19 protein-coding genes are annotated in these 17,284 nt (G+C 63.4%); 8 read left to right on the top strand and 11 right to left on the bottom strand.

The genetic code is table 11. The features are described from left to right. Positions 1–7: 7 nt before the first annotated feature. The 4 genes from I0K15_RS09190 to hrcA form a co-directional block, all read right to left on the bottom strand. Complete coding sequence (locus tag I0K15_RS09190; RefSeq protein WP_196105137.1) at positions 8–706, bottom strand: 2OG-Fe(II) oxygenase; 699 nt, start codon at positions 704–706, stop codon at positions 8–10. Between the two features lie 318 nt (positions 707–1,024). Next, positions 1,025–1,633 carry an MSMEG_1061 family FMN-dependent PPOX-type flavoprotein gene (locus I0K15_RS09195; protein ID WP_196105138.1) on the bottom strand — a complete coding sequence of 203 codons (609 nt, stop codon included), beginning with the start codon at positions 1,631–1,633 and terminating at the stop codon, positions 1,025–1,027. Further along, complete coding sequence (gene grpE / locus I0K15_RS09200) at positions 1,630–2,199, bottom strand: nucleotide exchange factor GrpE (RefSeq protein WP_196105139.1); 570 nt, start codon at positions 2,197–2,199, stop codon at positions 1,630–1,632. Before grpE ends, I0K15_RS09195 begins: the two co-directional genes overlap by 4 nt. A 34-nt stretch (positions 2,200–2,233) precedes the next feature. Continuing rightward, positions 2,234–3,301 (bottom strand): heat-inducible transcriptional repressor HrcA, encoded by a 1,068-nt coding sequence (gene hrcA, locus I0K15_RS09205; protein WP_196105140.1) that lies wholly within the window; start codon positions 3,299–3,301, stop codon positions 2,234–2,236. A gap of 126 nt (positions 3,302–3,427) precedes the next feature. On the opposite strand from hrcA, the gene rph reads away from it, so the two are divergent. Genes rph through hemW form a run of 3 tightly spaced genes read left to right on the top strand, consistent with a single transcriptional unit; the run spans position 3,428 to position 5,890 of the window. Continuing rightward, positions 3,428–4,141: a ribonuclease PH gene (rph, locus tag I0K15_RS09210; protein ID WP_196105141.1), complete on the top strand. Its 714-nt coding sequence runs from the start codon at positions 3,428–3,430 to the stop codon at positions 4,139–4,141. Beyond that, positions 4,138–4,749: an RdgB/HAM1 family non-canonical purine NTP pyrophosphatase gene (rdgB, locus tag I0K15_RS09215; protein ID WP_196105142.1), complete on the top strand. Its 612-nt coding sequence runs from the start codon at positions 4,138–4,140 to the stop codon at positions 4,747–4,749. The genes rph and rdgB overlap by 4 nt, the downstream gene beginning before the upstream one ends. Beyond that, the gene (hemW, locus tag I0K15_RS09220; RefSeq protein ID WP_196105143.1) at positions 4,742–5,890 is read left to right on the top strand and encodes a radical SAM family heme chaperone HemW; all 1,149 of its coding nucleotides are present in this window, start codon (positions 4,742–4,744) and stop codon (positions 5,888–5,890) included. The genes rdgB and hemW overlap by 8 nt, the downstream gene beginning before the upstream one ends. On the opposite strand, the gene I0K15_RS09225 is transcribed toward hemW, so the two are convergent. The 7 genes from I0K15_RS09225 to hemJ all read right to left on the bottom strand — a co-directional run bounded on the left by I0K15_RS09225 (position 5,884) and on the right by hemJ (position 13,231). Then, a complete protein-coding gene (locus I0K15_RS09225) occupies positions 5,884–6,759 on the bottom strand; it encodes a ParB/RepB/Spo0J family partition protein (protein ID WP_196105144.1) in 876 nt (291 codons plus the stop codon). The genes hemW and I0K15_RS09225 overlap by 7 nt on opposite strands. Positions 6,760–6,771: 12 nt before the next feature. Further along, positions 6,772–7,572 (bottom strand): ParA family protein, encoded by an 801-nt coding sequence (locus tag I0K15_RS09230; protein WP_196105145.1) that lies wholly within the window; start codon positions 7,570–7,572, stop codon positions 6,772–6,774. Further along, positions 7,547–8,158, bottom strand: coding sequence for a 16S rRNA (guanine(527)-N(7))-methyltransferase RsmG (gene rsmG / locus I0K15_RS09235; protein ID WP_196105146.1), 612 nt, complete (start codon positions 8,156–8,158; stop codon positions 7,547–7,549). The genes I0K15_RS09230 and rsmG overlap by 26 nt, the downstream gene beginning before the upstream one ends. Next, positions 8,155–10,023, bottom strand: a complete 1,869-nt coding sequence (gene mnmG / locus I0K15_RS09240) for a tRNA uridine-5-carboxymethylaminomethyl(34) synthesis enzyme MnmG (protein ID WP_196105147.1) — start codon at positions 10,021–10,023, stop codon at positions 8,155–8,157. Before mnmG ends, rsmG begins: the two co-directional genes overlap by 4 nt. A 1-nt stretch (position 10,024) precedes the next feature. Then, on the bottom strand, positions 10,025–11,317 hold the full coding sequence (mnmE, locus tag I0K15_RS09245; RefSeq protein ID WP_196105148.1) for a tRNA uridine-5-carboxymethylaminomethyl(34) synthesis GTPase MnmE: 1,293 nt from the start codon (positions 11,315–11,317) through the stop codon (positions 10,025–10,027). Between the two features lie 67 nt (positions 11,318–11,384). Continuing rightward, positions 11,385–12,656: a transcription termination factor Rho gene (gene rho / locus I0K15_RS09250; protein ID WP_196105149.1), complete on the bottom strand. Its 1,272-nt coding sequence runs from the start codon at positions 12,654–12,656 to the stop codon at positions 11,385–11,387. Positions 12,657–12,784: 128 nt separating this feature from the next. Further along, positions 12,785–13,231, bottom strand: a complete 447-nt coding sequence (gene hemJ / locus I0K15_RS09255; RefSeq protein ID WP_196105150.1) for a protoporphyrinogen oxidase HemJ — start codon at positions 13,229–13,231, stop codon at positions 12,785–12,787. 550 nt (positions 13,232–13,781) lie between these two features. Between hemJ and I0K15_RS09260 the strand changes: the two genes are divergently transcribed. Genes I0K15_RS09260 through dnaQ form a run of 5 tightly spaced genes read left to right on the top strand, consistent with a single transcriptional unit; the run spans position 13,782 to position 17,256 of the window. Next, positions 13,782–14,552 carry a pyruvate, water dikinase regulatory protein gene (locus tag I0K15_RS09260; protein WP_196105151.1) on the top strand — a complete coding sequence of 257 codons (771 nt, stop codon included), beginning with the start codon at positions 13,782–13,784 and terminating at the stop codon, positions 14,550–14,552. Beyond that, the gene (locus tag I0K15_RS09265) at positions 14,549–15,145 is read left to right on the top strand and encodes a Maf family protein (RefSeq protein ID WP_196105152.1); all 597 of its coding nucleotides are present in this window, start codon (positions 14,549–14,551) and stop codon (positions 15,143–15,145) included. The genes I0K15_RS09260 and I0K15_RS09265 overlap by 4 nt, the downstream gene beginning before the upstream one ends. Next, the gene (locus I0K15_RS09270; RefSeq protein WP_196105153.1) at positions 15,142–15,978 is read left to right on the top strand and encodes a shikimate dehydrogenase; all 837 of its coding nucleotides are present in this window, start codon (positions 15,142–15,144) and stop codon (positions 15,976–15,978) included. Before I0K15_RS09265 ends, I0K15_RS09270 begins: the two co-directional genes overlap by 4 nt. Further along, positions 15,975–16,571 carry a dephospho-CoA kinase gene (coaE, locus tag I0K15_RS09275; protein WP_196105154.1) on the top strand — a complete coding sequence of 199 codons (597 nt, stop codon included), beginning with the start codon at positions 15,975–15,977 and terminating at the stop codon, positions 16,569–16,571. Before I0K15_RS09270 ends, coaE begins: the two co-directional genes overlap by 4 nt. Further along, the gene (gene dnaQ / locus I0K15_RS09280; protein ID WP_196105155.1) at positions 16,564–17,256 is read left to right on the top strand and encodes a DNA polymerase III subunit epsilon; all 693 of its coding nucleotides are present in this window, start codon (positions 16,564–16,566) and stop codon (positions 17,254–17,256) included. Before coaE ends, dnaQ begins: the two co-directional genes overlap by 8 nt. The last annotated feature ends 28 nt before the right edge of the window (positions 17,257–17,284 follow it).

Genomic DNA, 17,284 nt, shown 5'->3' on the forward strand with positions numbered 1-17,284 from the left:
TAAGACTTCAGGTCGCGTTGTGAAAGATGATCCCCAGCGTGTGCCGCTGCCCTGCCCGGACGCGGCTGACGCCGTGCCGCTGCTTTACCCGGTAGGAGCCTCGGGTGCCCTGCCGCGGCCGCTCGTTGACCGGGAAGACGACGCCGTGGCCCCGCTTCAGCGGTACTACCTCGGCGCGGGATTGCATCCGGGGGCGCTGCTCCGTCAGGACAAACTCACCACCCTCGAAGGCGGTGGGCTCATCGAGCAGGATAACGACCTGCAGCGGGAAGGTCAGGTCGCCGTAGATGTCCTGATGCAGGCAGTTGTAGTCCCCGGGTCCGTAGCGAAGGATCAGTGGCGTGGGCCGATGCTGCCCGGCAGCAGCACAGCGTTCAACGAGCTCCGCGTGGGTGTCAGGCCAGCGCCGGTCGGTGCCAAGCTGCTCCTCCCACTCATTGGCGATGCGGGCAAGCGCCGGGTAGAGCGCCTGACGGAGATTGGCGATCAGGTCGGGCAGCGGGTCGGCGAAGTACTTGTACTCGCCCTGCCCGAAACCGTGCCGTTTCATCTGGATGTGACTGCGGTAAAGATCCTCGCGGTTGTAGTCCGCGATCAGCCGGTCCGCGTCGGCATCTTCGATGAGGCGGCCGAGATCGGCATAGCCGAACGCGTCAAGATCGTCGCGTACGGCGTTCCAGTCGGGCGAGGTCGTTTCAAAAGGCATGGGCAGTCCTCCCGGATCGGCTCAATCCTAGGACGCGCTACCGCCCGCCTCAGCCCGTTTCTTGCGATTGCCGAGCCGGGTCGTGTCAGAGCCCCCCGACACGACCCGAACCCCCCGCGGCACCGCCCCGTCATGAGGAGGCGGACACGCCAGCCGCGAGATCTGGATCGACGGCTCGGCGCGGTCGATCCGTTGTCGGTTCGCCCACCCTACAACTCTGTGGGACACCACATGACATGACATCAATTGGCGCGTGCGTCGATCCCACGTTCGCATTAGCAAATCAAATCAGTGCACTCGGGGAACAGTGTGCGCGCTTCAGTACAAGTTCTGGCGGTAGCGCGCGACCATGTCCTCATCGCTTTCCAGCGGTTCGGTCCGCTGCGCGTGGTCCCGCATCATCTCGGCCATCGTGCCGACGGGGCGGTCCTGCGGCCAGGTGTCGGGCTGCCAGAGGCCGGAGCGAAGGGCCGATTTGGCGCAGTGCATGTAGGCGCGCGTGATCGAGATGCGGAGCACCGTGGCCGGCAAGTGGCCCTTGTGCGCGGTCCGCTCGCGCAATGCCTGGTCGTCGCGGATCTCCGCCGTACCGCGGATGCGTAGCGTTTCCCGAACCGTTGGGATCAGGAAGATCAGGCCGATCTCGGGATTGGTGAGCAGGTTGGTGAGTGCATCGAGCCGGTTGTTGCCCGGCCGATCGGGCAGGAGCAGTGTGGTGTCATCGTCGACAACCACGAACCCTGCCTCGTCGCCGCGGGGCGTGAGGTCGAGACCCTCGGTTCCGGACGTGCTCATCACGAGATAGGGCGAGGCGGCGATGAACGCGCGGCAATGCGCGTCCAGCGCCGTCAGTTCCTTGTCCACCGACCGGCCGAGCTTGGGCCCGTAGAGGGCGCGCAGGCTAGCCTCGTCGGTGATGCGGCTCATGCGTCCGGGCTGCCGGACGAGACGCCTACCTGCGCGGGGCGCAGGAGCCGGTCGCCGATCATGAAGCCTTCGGTCATGACCTGGATGACGCAGCCGGCCTCGATGCCGGGCATCGGCGCCTCGAACATCGCCTGGTGGAGCTTGGGATCGAACTTGTCGCCCATCTCCGGATCGATGCGGGTGATCTTGTGCTTCTCGAAGGCGGCGACCAGTTCGCGCTGCGTGAGCTCGATCCCCTCGATTACCGCTGCCGCGACCTCGCGCTGCTCATCGGTCACGGCCTCTACGGCGCGCTTGAGATTGTCGTGCACGGGCAGCAGTTCACGCGCGAGGCGGGTGCCGCCATAGGTCTCGGCGTCCTTGCGGTCACGCTCGGCGCGCTTGCGGAGGTTCTCCATCTCCGCATAGGCGCGCAGGAGCTTGTCCTGCAAATCGTCCCGCTCGGTGCGCAGGGCGTCGATCTCGGCATCCGGGTCGGCGTAACCGATATCGGTCTCGGTCGTGACGTCCTCGGCATCGGCCAGGATCTCGTCGATCTGCTCTTCGATCTGTTTTTCGTCGGACATGCGCGGCCCTTCGTCTTCCCCACTCGGTGCCTGCTCAGCGGCCGTCCTTGATGAGACGGCTCACGAGCTGGGCGGTGTAATCCACGATGGGAACGATGCGACCGTAATTGAGCCGGGTGGGCCCGATCACGCCGATCGCTCCGATGATCTTCCGGTCCGCGTTCATATAGGGAGATACCACCAGAGAGGAACCAGAAAGTGAAAAGAGCTTGTTCTCCGCACCGATGAAGACACGCACGCCGTCACCTTCTTCGGTCAGGGAGAGGAGCTGCGCGAGGTCGCGCTTGCGCTCGATATCGTCGAAGAGCTGGCGGATGCGGTCGAGATCCTCCTCCGCCTGACTGCTGTCGATCAGGTGCGAGGTGCCTCGGACGATGAGGCGGTCGCGGTCGGTGCCTTCGCGATCGGACCAGAGGGCAACTCCGGATTCGACGAGCCCAGCGGCGAGCGCGTCGAGTTCGCGGCGGCGAGCGGCGATCTGCTCGGTGACGACGCCGCGAGCCTCGCTGACGGTGCGGCCTTCGAGGACGGCGTTGAGGAAGTTCGCGGCCTCCCGCATGGCAGAGGGTGGCAGGCCGGCGGGCGGGGTGAAGAGGCGGTTCTCCACCTGCCCATCGGCAGTGACGAGGACGACGAGGGCGCGGTCCTCGGCTAGCGACACGAACTCGATATGGCGGATGGGCGCTTCGACTTGCGGGGCGAGAACGAGGGACGCGCCGCGAGTAAGCCCGGACAGAACGCCGCTGGCGCGGTCGAGAGCGGCGGCGATGTCGGCGTCATCCTGGCCCATGGCGCGCTCGATCTCGGCCCGGTCCATCGCGTCGATCTCCGCCCCTTCGATGAAGCCGTCGACGAAGAGGCGTAGGCCCTTGTGGGTGGGCACGCGGCCGGCGCTGACATGGGGGCTGTCGAGGAGGCCGAGCAATTCGAGGTCCTGCATCACGTTGCGGATCGTCGCTGGGGAGCCACCATCGGGGAGTGCGCGCGACAGGGTCCGCGAGCCCACCGGCTCACCCGTTTCGAGATAGGTCTCGACAAGGGAGCGGAAGACGGATCGCGCGCGATCGCTCAGCTCGGTGATCGGTGCGGTGCGGTCGGACATCGCCGGCGTTTCCTCCTTCGATCCGAGGTAGGCAGATGTGCGGGACCCGTCAATCGCGGTGGTCCGCTCGCTGGACGTTGGGGGGGCGAGCCGGTACAGAAGCGGCACACTTCAAAGGAGATCCTCATGCGTCCCTCCGGCCGTGCCGCAGATGCCCTTCGCCCCGTCTTCATCGAAACCGGAGTCACCAAGCACGCCGAGGGTTCCTGCCTCATCCGCTGCGGTGATACGCATGTTCTGTGCACGGCGTCGGTCGAGGAACGCGTGCCGCCTTTCCTGCGCAATACGGGGCTCGGATGGGTCACGGCGGAGTACGGCATGCTGCCGCGCGCGACGACCACGCGGAACCGGCGGGAGGCACAGGCCGGGAAGCAGTCGGGTCGGACGCAGGAGATCCAGCGGCTGATCGGGCGCAGCCTGCGGGCCTCGGTCGATCGTGTGGCACTCGGGGAGCGGCAGATCACGGTGGATTGCGACGTGATCCAGGCGGATGGCGGGACGCGCTGCGCCTCGATCACCGGTGGCTGGGTCGCGCTGCGGCTGGCAGTGAACACGCTGCTGAAGGCGGGCGAGATCAAGTCGGATCCGCTGACGGATCACGTCGCCGCGGTGAGCTGCGGGATCGTCACGGGGACGCCGGTGCTCGATCTCGACTACACGGAGGACTCGAATGCGGGGACCGATGCGAACTTCGTGATGACGGGCTCCGGAGGGCTGGTGGAAATCCAGGGGTCGGCGGAGGGCGCGACCTTCAGCCGGGCCGAGTTCGACCAGCTGATGAACCTCGCGGAGATCGGCGTGCGGGACCTCGTCGCAGCACAGAAGGACGCCGTGGAATGACGCGGCGCCTGACGGAGCGGCGGCTGGTTCTCGCCTCCCACAACGCGGGGAAGCTGCGGGAGATCGCCGCGCTCCTAGAGCCTTTCGGGATCGATGTGACCTCGGCCGGTGAACTCGATCTGGAGGAGCCGGAGGAGACCGAGGACAGCTTTGCTGGCAACGCGCGGCTCAAGGCGCATTTCGCGGCGAAGGCCGCAGGCCTTGTGGCGCTGAGCGACGATAGCGGGATCGAAGTGGATGCGCTGGATGGCGCTCCTGGTGTCTACACCGCCGACTGGGCGGAAACGGAATCGGGTCGCGACTTCATGCAGGCAATGACGCGGACGTGGCGCGAGGTTCAGGAGAGCGGTGCGGCTGAGCCGCACACGGCGCGGTTCGTGTGCACGCTGTGCCTCGCCTGGCCCGACGGCCATGACGAGGTCTTTCGCGGGGAGGCGCCGGGGCAACTCGTGTGGCCACCGCGGGGGACACAGGGCTTCGGCTATGATCCGATGTTCCTCCCGGATGGTCAGGATCGGACTTTCGGCGAAATGCCCTATGCCGACAAGGAACCGCTGAGCCATCGGGCGGATGCGTTCCGGAAGCTGGTGAGCGCCTGCTTTGACTGAGGCAGGATTCGGCATCTATGTGCACTGGCCATTCTGCGCCGCGAAGTGCCCCTACTGCGACTTCAACTCGCATGTGCGGCGGGAGGTCGATCACGCGGCTTGGCGCGCGGCACTGCGGCAGGAACTGCGCTGGTATGCGGAGCGTGTTCCCGGTCGGCCGGTGGATACTGTGTTCTTCGGGGGTGGTACGCCGAGCCTGATGGCGCCGGAGACGGTGCACGATCTGTTGCAGGAGATCGATGCGATCTGGGGTTTGCGCCCTAGGGCCGAGGTGACGCTGGAGGCAAACCCGACATCCGTCGAGGCTGGTCGTTTTCGTGATTTTCGGCAGGCCGGGATCAATCGGGTATCGATGGGAATCCAGGCACTGCGCGACGATGATCTGAAACGGCTTGGGCGGCTCCATAGTGTGGCGGAGGCGCGAGCTGCCTTTGACATCGCCCGAGGTGCGTTCGAGCGGGTGAGCTTTGACCTGATCTATGCGCGGCAGGGGCAAACGCTTGAGGAGTGGCAGCGTGAGTTGCGTGAGGCCTTGTCGATGGCGGTCGATCACCTATCGCTATATCAACTGACGATCGAGCCGGGCACGGCGTTTGGCGACCTGCACCGGGCGGGACGTTTGCGGGATTTGCCGGATGATGGGCTGTCGGCGGACATGTACATGGCAACGCAAGAGATGACAGAGGCGGCCGGCATGGGCGCCTACGAGATCTCCAACCACGCGCGGGCGGGAGCGGTGTCGGCGCACAACATGATTTACTGGCGGTGCGGCGACTACGTGGGCGTCGGGCCTGGAGCGCATGGGCGGGTTGAACTCGAGGGTACGCGTTCGGCTACGGAGACGGTCCGCCAGCCGGAGGCCTATCTGGCTGCGGTCGCGGAGCAATCGAACGCTGTGAAATCGGTCGAGGTGGTATCACGCGAGGAGCAGGCCGTGGAGCATCTTCTCATGGGGCTGCGGCTCACTGAAGGGGTGAGTCTGGCCCGGCATAAGAAGATCGCGGGGCATGCGCTCGATCTCTCGGGAGTTGCTGCGTTGATCGAGCAGGGACTCGTTGATGTCAGTGGCGATCGGCTTCGCATTCCTGCCGTGGGGCGACCGGTTACGAATGCGATTCTTAGAGAACTGTTAAGCTATTGATCTGAAGACAAAATCTGACAGATTTTGTCGAGTTGATCGAGATCACTGTAGGCAAGCAGAACCTGACCGCCGGTGCCATCGCGGCGATGATTGATCGACACTTTCAGGCCGAGAGCCGCCGAGAGGTCGCCTTCAAGAACACGCGTATCGGCGTCTTTTGCGGCCGCCCGTGGGGTCGCGGTCGAAGGTGCTCTTGGTGTCTTTGCGAGCTGCTCGGCTTGGCGGACGGAGAGGCCTTTCTCGACAATCTGGCGCGCCAGCGGGATGGGATCGGCGAGCGGTACGAGCGCCCGGGCATGGCCGGCGGAAAGTTTGCCCTCGGAGAGCATCAGGAGGATCTCATCCGGGAGTGTCAGGAGGCGCAGAAGATTGGCGATGTGCGAGCGGCTCTTCCCGAGGGCCTCGGCCAGCTTTTCCTGCGTATGGCCGAAGCGATCCATGAGCTGGCGGTAGCCTTGTGCTTCTTCGACCGGGTTAAGGTCGGCGCGCTGGATGTTCTCGATGATCGCGACTTCGAGGACTTCGCTGTCGTCGAGTGGGCGGATTACGACAGGGATGTCGTGCAGCTTCGCGCGCTGTGCCGCGCGCCAGCGACGCTCGCCCGCGACAATCTGGAAGCCGTCGGAGCCGTCTGGTGCAGGGCGCACAATGAGGGGTTGAATGACGCCCTTCTCCCGGACCGAACGAGTCAGATCCTCCAGATCCACCTCCGTGAAGATACGGCGGGGTTGGTCGGGATTGGGCTGCAGATGCTCGATCGGAACGGTCTGGATACCGGCAGGCTCTGCGGCAGTCTCGGTCGTATCGATGTCGGCGAGGAGCGCGGAGAGACCCCGGCCAAGACCCTTGCGTTCGGTTTTCGATGCCATGTTGCGCCTCCCTTAACCTACAGCCGCGACGTCCTGCCGACGGCGCAGGAGCTCCGCGGCAAGGCGTTGGTAGGCGAGGCTTCCTGCGCTCGTCTCGTCGTAGAGCAAGGCAGGGACAGCATGTGATGGCGCTTCCGAGAGGCGGACGTTGCGCGGGATGACCGTCTCATACACCACATCACCGAGCGTTGCACGGGCGTCGGCGGCGACCTGGTGGGATAGATTGTTTCGTCGGTCGTACATAGTCAGGACGATGCCCTGGATCTCGAGATTCGGATTCAACGCAGAGCGGACCTCGCGGATCGTGTTCATAAGCTGCGAGAGCCCTTCGAGTGCAAAGAACTCGCATTGGAGCGGGACCATGACCGCGTTCGCGGCGGTTAGGGCGTTTACCGTCAGCAGGTTTAAAGACGGTGGGCAGTCGATCAGGACATAGTCGTAACTTTGATCCAGCCCGCGCAGTGCCTGCTTGAGTCGACTCGCGCGACCTGTTCGGCCCATGAGTTCCATATCCGCAGAGCTCAGATCGGGCTGCGCCGGGGCGATGTGAAGGTTCGGCACGATGGTTTCGAGCACAATGTCGGAGAGTGGCTTGTCCTCGATCAAAACGTCGTAGGTCGACAGTTTCCGCTGGTCCCGGGCGATACCGAGACCCGTCGACGCGTTTCCCTGCGGATCAAGGTCGATCAGAAGCACGCTCCGATCGGACGCCGCCAGCGCCGTGCCCATGTTGATGGCGGTGGTCGTCTTGCCCACGCCGCCCTTCTGATTGGCGAGCGCGATGACGTCAGGTTTCTGGCTGATGACCGACACGTCGGGCCCCCGTGATCTTGAGAATACTGCTCGCCGGGTCCGTCTGGCTCGGGATCCGATCTACATCGAATGTCCAGCTTTCACGCGCAACGGTCAATTCCTGATCCGCGGTTCGGCCCTTTGGAAAGAGAAGCGTTGCCTTTGAATACGCGTGACGTTCGGCGAAGGCGAGCAGGTCGGGCAGGCTCGCGAGCGCGCGGGCGCTGAGAATGTCCGCTTGGAGCGGTTGGGCGGCCTCAATGCGTTCGTTCAGGACGTCGACGTTCAGCGACAGGGTGCGGGCGACCTCACGCAGAAAGAGGCACTTTCGCTGGTCACTCTCAACGAGTGTGATTTGGTATTCGGGTGCTGCGATGGCGATGACAAGGCCCGGGAAGCCACCGCCGCTGCCGAGATCGACCCAGTGTCCGCTGGCGGGTGCGAGCTTCACGAGCTGCAGCGAATCCTCGAAGTGTCGGCGCTTTAGATCATCAAGCGTCGTGCGACTGACGAGGTTGATCCGCGGATTCCACTTGCGGAGAAGCTCTGCGTAGATCTTGAGCTGATCCGCTGTTTCACGTGAAACATCGCGCAGCGCGTCACTCATGCAGAGATCCGGTTCTCGCGACGTACGACGGCCAAGATGAGCGTCAGTGCAGCCGGCGTCATGCCGTCGATCCGCGATGCCTGCGCGAGCGTCGATGGCCGGACATTTGAAAGCTTCAACTTCAGCTCCGACGACAAACCATGGACAGAGCCATAGTCGAGATCAGACGGAAGCGCGACCATCTCATCCCGGCGCATCGCGTCGATATCTCGCCGTTGGCGCTCAATATAGCTGCTGTAGAGCGCGTCCCGCTCGAGTTGCTGCACGATCGGGGGCTCCGTCTCCTGGAGCTCCGGCCAGATCGATGCAAGCTCAGAGAACTCGACGTCCTTGTAGGACAAGAGCTCCATGCCGCTCCGCCGTACCCCGTCGCGGTTTACCTTGATCCCGTGGGTGCCCGCCTCCTGCGGCGTCAGGCTGTGTTTCTCCAGCAGATCGCGCGCGGTGTTCAATGCCTCCTGCTTGCGCGCGAACACAGCTGCCCGCTCTTCGCCGACGCAGCCGAATACCCACCCCTTCTCGGTCAGGCGTTGATCGGCGTTGTCGGCGCGGAGCGCGAGGCGATACTCCGCGCGTGAGGTGAACATACGATACGGCTCGGCGACGCCGCGCGTGACGAGATCATCAATCATCACGCCAATGTAAGCATCTGCCCGATCGAGGATGAATGGATCACGATCCAGGGTTGCCGCTGCCGCGTTAAGGCCGGCAACCAAGCCCTGCGCAGCCGCCTCCTCATAGCCCGTTGTTCCATTGATTTGACCCGCAAGGTAGAGACCCGACAGACGCTGTAGCTCCAGCGTATGGCTCAACGCACGCGGATCGACATAGTCGTACTCGATGGCATAGCCCGGCTGAACGATACGCACCTGTTCGAGGCCTGCGATCGAGCGGACATAGTCCTCCTGCACATCGACGGGCAGCGAGGTCGAGATACCATTCGGATAGACGAGATCGCTGTCGAGGCCTTCCGGTTCCAAGAAGACTTGGTGCGCCGTCTTGTTCGCGAAGCGGACCACCTTGTCTTCGATGGACGGGCAGTACCGCGGGCCGACGCCATCGATATGTCCGCCATACATGGCAGATCGATCCAGGTTGTCCCGAATTACCTCGTGCGTACGCTCGTTCGTGTAGGTGATGCCACAACTGACCTGCCGAGCGGAAACCGAGGTCGACATGAAGGAGAAGAGCTCCGGCTCCTCATCACCGGGCTGGAGCTCAAGCTGCGACCAGTCAATCGTATGTGTATCCAGACGCGGCGGGGTCCCGGTCTTCAAGCGGCCCAGAGGAAGCTCTAGAGCCAAGAGCCGTTCAGCGAGCCGTGTCGCTGCCGCATCCCCCATCCGGCCGCCCGTCTGACACTTATCACCGATGTGGATTACGCCATTCAGGAACGTGCCAGTGGTTACCACACACGCCCCGCAACCAACGATATCACCAGTCGCCAATTCAACGCCCGACGCGCGACCGCCCTCAGTTCGCAGATCAGTAACCTCGCCCTCGATAACATCAAGGTTCGATTGATGCTGAACCACTTCCTGCATCGCAGTGCGGTACAACGCCCGATCAGCCTGTGCGCGAGGTCCCTGAACAGCCGGCCCCTTCCGCCGATTCAGAAGCCGAAACTGGATGCCTGCGCGGTCAGCCACCCGACCCATGGCACCATCAAGAGCGTCGATTTCACGAACCAGGTGGCCCTTTCCTAGGCCCCCGATGGCAGGGTTGCACGACATCTCACCGATGCGATCGGAACTATGGGTGATGAGGGCTGTACGTACGCCCATACGCGCGGAAGCGAGCGCCGCTTCCGTGCCCGCATGCCCGCCGCCGATGACAACGACATCATAGTGTTTCACGTGAAACATCTCACTTACCGATACAGAACCGACCAAAGATCTCGCCGAGGACGTCCTCCACATCGACCCGTCCGACCAGCGAGTCAAGAACCGTCACTGCGGCACGAACATCCTCCGACACCAACTCCAAATCAGCGCCGGAAATCTCCAGAGCCCCCAACGCAGCATCAACCGCCGCACTTCCACGAACCAACGCATCCCGCTGCCGCGCACGAATGACTAGCGAGGCCCCTTGCGATCGGAACGTCAAGCGCGAGGTCACTTCCGCGATCAGAGCATCGATCCCCTCACCCGTCAGCGAAGACAAATCACCCGAACCCAAATCCGACTTGCCTCGGACGACAAGATCCGCCTCATCCACAGCAACGCCTCCATCCGGCGCATCCTGCCCCGGCTCCAGAAGATAGATCCGCATGTCGGCAGCCGCCGCACGCTCTTGGGCCAGCGCGACCCCGATCGCCTCAATCTGATCCTCACTGTCCCGAAGACCAGCCGTATCCAGCAACGTCACCGCCAGACCGCCGAGATCCATGCGAACCTCGATTACGTCGCGCGTCGTACCTGCAACGTCGGAAGTGATTGCAGCTTTGCGACCAGCCAGACGGTTCAGCAGACTCGACTTCCCCGCATTCGGTCGACCCACGATGGCAACCTCGAACCCGGATCGCACACGCTCCGCCGCATCAGCTCCAGCGAGCTGACCAGCCAATTCGTTCCGCACGCTGGTAAGCTCGGCAACAACATCCGGCACGACGTCCACCGGCACGTCCTCATCTGCAAAATCGATCGTCGCCTCGATCAACGCGAGCGCGTGCAATAGATGGTTCCGCCAGCTCTCCGTCTGCGCAGACAAACCGCCACGCATAACCAGGAGCGCTTGATTTCGCTGCGCATCAGTCTCTGCATCGATGAGATCTGCGAGTCCCTCCACCTGAGCCAAATCCAACCGACCGGCATCCATCGCGCGGCGCGTGAACTCCCCGGGCTCCGCCATGCGAACCCCCTCCATCGAGCCAAGCGCATCCAACAGAGAAGAAACTACCGCCACCGATCCGTGGGTTTGAAACTCGACCAGAGCCTCCCCCGTAAAGCTCGATCCCTTCTCGAACGCCAGCACCAATGCCTCGTCGATCATCGCGCCCGTTGCCGGATTAGCGACCGTCCGCACACCCGCCCGCCGCGGCTCCGGCAAGGATCCACACAAAGCCTCTGCAGCGTTCCAGGATAGCGGTCCGGACACCCGCACCACCGCTACACCCGCCCGGCCTTGAGCCGACGCCAAAGCGAAGATCGTGTCCGTCATCACCACATCTCCCTGCAACGAAAAAGGGCCCGCGAACGGGCCCCTCCACTAACCTGTCGCGCTCAACTCACGTATTCATTGAGTCGAAGAATTCCGAGTTGTTCTTCGTCTGTTTGAGCTTGCCGAGCAGGAACTCGATCGCATCAGTCGTACCCATAGGATTGAGGATCCGGCGCAGCACAAACATCTTCGTTAGATCCGCCTTTTCGACCAACAGATCCTCTTTCCGCGTGCCCGACTTCATGATGTCGATCGCCGGGAAGACGCGCTTGTCGGCGATCTTCCGATCCAGAACGATCTCGGAGTTACCGGTCCCCTTGAACTCCTCGAAGATCACCTCGTCCATCCGGCTGCCCGTATCTATCAGCGCCGTCGCGATGATGGTGAGCGAGCCGCCCTCCTCGATATTTCGCGCCGCACCGAAGAACCGCTTCGGACGCTGCAACGCATTTGCATCCACACCTCCGGTCAGAACCTTACCCGAGGACGGAACCACCGTGTTGAAAGCACGACCTAGGCGCGTGATCGAGTCGAGCAGGATAACCACATCCCGCTTGTGCTCCACCAGCCGCTTTGCCTTCTCGATCACCATCTCGGACACTGCCACGTGCCGCGTCGCCGGCTCGTCAAATGTCGAGGACACGACCTCGCCCTTCACCGACCGCTGCATGTCCGTGACTTCCTCGGGCCGCTCATCGATCAGCAGCACGATGAGGTAGCACTCCGGATGGTTCTTCTCGATCGAGTTCGCAATGTTCTGGAGGATCACCGTCTTACCCGTCCGCGGCGGCGCCACGATCAGTGATCGCTGTCCCTTCCCGATTGGTGCCACCAGGTCGATCACCCGCGCCGACTTGTCCTTGATGGTCGGATCGTCGATCTCCATAGTCAGCCGCTCATCGGGATAGAGCGGCGTCAGGTTATCGAAATGCACCTTGTGCCGCGCCTTCTCCGGCTCCTCGAAATTAATCTGGGAGACCTTCACCAGCCCGAAGTACCGCTCCCCGTCCTTCGGCGCCCGGATCACCCCATCAACCGTGTCACCCGTGCGCAGGGAGAACTTCCGGATCTGTGACGGCGAGACATAGATGTCGTCAGGACCCGGCAGGTAGTTCGCTTCCGGAGAGCGCAGGAAACCGAAGCCGTCCTGCAGCACCTCCAGCACCCCGTCGCCCGAGATCTCGACCCCATCCTCAGCCATCTCCTTCAGGATCGAGAACATCATGTCGCCCTTGCGCATCGTCGACGCGTTCTCGATTTCCAGCTCTTCGGCCATGTGCAGGAGATCAGCAGGGCTCTTCGCCTTCAGCTCGGCGAGCGAGAGTCGTTCAATATCCATAAATTCTGTTCCGACTGGACGTTCCAAGCGCCAATTGCGTCATCGAACGGGGGAAAGAGGGGGAGCGGGCCAGAAACCCGATTACCGCAAATATGGCGTTGTGTCCGCCCCTGTCAACCTTGGCCGCGTCAGAAGGGCTTGACGATCACGAGAACGGCAATTGCGATCAGTAGTACCGTCGGCACCTCGTTCATCAGCCGATAGGTCCGCCCGCTCCGCACATTCTCATCGGCCAGGAATTCCTTCCTCCGCTTCCCCAGCCAGATATGAAACCAGGTCATCGCGATCACGGCAGCGAGCTTGCCCAGAAACCATCCGCCGATCACACCCGGTATCGCCGCCAGCCAGAGACCGAGCACCCAGCTCACCATCATCGCCGGGTTCATGATGAAGCGATAAAGCTTCATCTCCATCACCTTGAAGGTCTCGCTGACCTCCGACCCCGGTGTCCCCCGCTCCACATGGTAGACGAAGAGCCGCGGCAGATAGAGCAAACCCGCCATCCAGGACACCACCGCCACGATGTGCGCTGCCTTCACCCACAGGTAGCTGCCGATCAGCAGATCTTCGATCATTTTCGTCCTCCAGAACCGCTGTCACGCTATGCCGGCGCGAACTGAATTGACCAGACGGTTTCTCGGTCGATCCTTATCTCTCTCTCAAAGAAAGAATCTGAAAAGGCTGTGGTTGAAGAGGGTCTGTGGGCAAAGCGGGGATTACCGCACCTCGCCGGTTCATCCACAGAGTTATCCAAGTGCTGCCGCCAACTACCTTTCGTATTCCTTAAAAATGTAACGAATCTGCAAACACTGTAAGCCTTTGCTGCACCGCACATTTTTCTCGCAAAAATCCGGACGCAAGATCTTGCGAATTTTTGAGCGCCTCATTTCCGCCGTGAACGAGTCGCCAAAACGCGGTTTTCCACATTGCGTCTCGGAACCGATCCCCGCCGAACAACTCAGTGTGAGACGAACCGCGGGTCGAGGATGAACTGCGCCTCACTGCACTCTCCACAACACCGCATCGCAGCGCTACACAGGGCTGTCCACGGAACCATCCCCAGGATTGTTGATCTTGACAGGTGCCAGCCCACTCAATCTTCACCTGATCTCGGATTCGACCGGCATGACGCTGGCGGCCGCGGCCCGTGCCGTCGTCATTCGATTCGATCCGAAGTCCATCATCCAGCACCCGCACGTGTTCGTCCGCGCCCCGGCACAGCTCGATGCGATCCTGGAAACCATCACGCCGCCGTCCCTGATCCTGCACACTGTTGTCGATGAAACATTGCGCGCCCATCTCGAGCGGCGCATCGCGGATCTGGGGCTCGATGCGCAGCCTCTACTCGATCCTCTCGTCGACAGAATCGCAGAGTTCCTCGACGAAGCACCGCGCGCCCGTCCGGGCCAACAATACCAGACCGGTCTCGACGATCAGCGCCGGATTGCCGCGATCGACTACGCCATCACCCAGGACGACGGACAAAGTCCCGCCCGTCTGCTCGCCGCCGACGTGATCCTCGTGGGTGTCAGCCGCACCTCCAAGACACCGACAAGCATCTACCTCGCCTACCAAGGCATCCGGGCGGCCAACGTCCCGCTTACAGGAAACCCCAAGGCCCTCGAACCGCTCCTCCAAGCCCTCGCCGCGGGCATCCCCGCCATCGGTCTCGTCGTCACCCCGAACCGCCTCGCCCAAGTCCGCGCCCACCGCCTCGAAGTGCTCGATCGTGGTGACGCCCCCGGCTACGCCGATCTCGACAGCATCCGGGAGGAGGTCGCCGACGCGCGCCTCTTCTTTGAGCGTCACGACATCCCTGTCGTCGACGTCACCCGCCGTTCCATCGAGGAGATCGCGGCCGCCATCCTCGCCCATCTCAGAAAGCGCAGCGCGTGACTGAAATCGTCCTCGCCTCGGGCTCATCCGCCCGCTCCGCCATGCTCAGTGCGGCCGGCATCGCCCATCGCATCGATGTCTCCCGCGTCGATGAGCAGAGCGTCAAGCAGGCCATGCTCGCCGAGGGCGCCCCACCCCGCGACATCGCCGACAAGCTCGCCGAGCTGAAAGGTCTGCGCGTTTCCGCCCGCAACAGCGATGCGCTCGTGCTGTCCGCCGATCAGGTCCTCGTCTGCAACGGACAACTCTTCGACAAGTCCCCGGACATGGAGACGTTGCGCACCCAACTCCTCAACCTCCGCGGCCAAGCCCACGAACTTCTCTCCGCCGCGGTGATCTGCGAAGGCGGAAAGCCCGTCTGGCGTCATATAGGCCGCGCGCAACTCATCATGCGGTCCTTTTCCGACGCCTTTCTCACACAATACCTTGAGGAGGAGGGCGAAGTGTTGCTCCAATGCGTCGGCGGCTACAGGCTCGAGGGGCGCGGCGCGCAGCTCTTCTCCAGGGTTCAGGGTGACTATTTCAGCGTCCTCGGCCTGCCGCTGCTCGAGGTTCTGGGTTTTCTGCGTGCGCGCGAGGTCTGCATCGAATGACGGAGTCGTCCCCCCCTCTCGCCGGTGTCGTCGGCTGGCCCATCGGCCACTCGCTCTCGCCCAAGTTGCACGGTCACTGGCTGCGCCGATACGGCATCCCGGGCCACTACGTGCCCCTCGCGGTTGCCCCAAACGACTTCGACGAGGCGATCCGGACCCTGCCGAAGCTCGGCTTTCGCGGCGTGAACATCACCATCCCCTACAAACAGCGTGTCCTGCAGGTCGCGGACAACATCAGCGATCGCGCTGCGCTGATCGGATCCGCCAACACATTGATATTTCGTGAGAATGGTGGGATCTACGCCGACAACACGGACGGCTACGGCTTCATCGAGAACCTGCGCCAGTACGCCCCCGACTGGTCCGCGAAGTCCGGTCCGTGCCTTGTCCTCGGTGCCGGAGGTGCGGCCCGCGCCATCATCTCCGCCCTCCTGAGCGACGGCGCGCCCGAGGTCCGCATCGCGAACCGTACCCGTCAACGCGCCGTGGCCCTCAAGGAGGCCTACGGTGCCCGGATCACCGTTGTCGACTGGAACCGCGGCGCCGACGCGATGGAGGGAGCCATGACAATTGTCAACACGACGTCCCTCGGTATGACCGGCCAGCCCGAACTCAACATCAGTTTTACCCGCGCCCACGGTGCGGCGCTCGCCACCGACATAGTCTACGCGCCGCTCCGTACGCCTTTCCTGCAGGAAGCCGCCTCTATCGGCCTCCGTACGGTGGACGGTCTCGGCATGCTGCTCCATCAGGCTGCACCCGGCTTCCGCCAATGGTTCGATCAGGCGCCGGAGGTGGACGACGAACTCCGCCGCGCGGTGCTCGCCGAATGACGGCGCATGTCATCGGGCTGACGGGCTCCATCGGCATGGGCAAGTCGACCACGGCGCAGATGTTTGCCGACGCGGGCGTTCCGGTCTGGGACGCCGACGCTGCCGTCCACGAGCTTTATGCGCCCGGCGGCGCGGCAGTAGCCCCGCTCGCCGACCTCATCCCCGAAGCTATCGAAAACAGAGCGGTCAACCGGGATCGCCTCCGCACCGCAATCCTCGCCGACGACACGCTACTCCCGAAGATCGAGGCTATCGTGCACCCGCTGGTCGCCGCGCACCGCAAGGCTTTTCTAGAGCGCCACTCGACCGGTGAAGTCCTCCTCGACATCCCCCTCCTCTTCGAAATCGGTCAGCAGCGCGGCGTCGACACCCTCGTCGTGGTCTCCGCCCCCGCGGATGTCCAGCGCCAGCGCGTCTTAGCCCGTCCCGGCATGACGGAGGAAAGCTTCGCCGCCATCCTCTCCCGCCAGGTGCCCGACGCCGAAAAACGCGCCGCCGCCGATTTCGTCGTCGACACCTCGCGCGGACTGGACAACGCCCGCGAACAGGTCCACGCCGTTCTGGCGAGCATAAGGGAGCGTCACGATGCGTGAGATCGTCCTCGACACCGAAACCACCGGCCTCGACCCGCTCGAAGGCCACCGCATCGTCGAGATCGGCGGGGTCGAACTCAACGGTCACATGCCGACCGGCCGCACCTATCACCAGTACATCAATCCCGAACGCGACATGCCGACCGAGGCGTTCCAGGTGCACGGCCTCGGCAACGACTTCCTCGCCGACAAGCCGGTCTTCAAGCAGATCGGGCAGGAGTTCCTCGACTTCGTGGGCGATGCGAAGCTCGTCATCCACAATGCCGCCTTCGACATGAAGTTCCTGAATGCGGAGCTGAAATGGATGGGCCTGCCGACCCTGCCGAATGCGCAGGCGGTCGACACCCTCGCCATTGCCCGCTCGAAGTTTCCGGGCGCGCAGAACTCCCTCGACGCGCTCTGCCGCCGCTTCGGCATCGACAACTCGGCGCGGACGAAGCACGGTGCGCTGCTCGACTCCGAGATCCTGGCGGAGGTCTACCTGGAGCTCGTCGGCGGCCGGCAGCCCGATTTCAGCCTTTCGGTCGTCTCCAATACCGGGCCGAAGGTGGAGGCCGGCGACTGGACGCCGCCGCCCCGCCCGCGCCCGCTGCGCGACCGGATGACGCCGGACGAGCAGGCGGCCTTCGAGGGTTTCGTCTCCAAGCTGGGCGACGATGCCCTCTGGAAGCGCTTCTCATCCTGACTTTCAGCGGTGCCGGAACGCGCCGTTT

The organism is Pontivivens ytuae (assembly GCF_015679265.1).
GTDB classification, from domain to species: domain Bacteria; phylum Pseudomonadota; class Alphaproteobacteria; order Rhodobacterales; family Rhodobacteraceae; genus Pontivivens; species Pontivivens ytuae.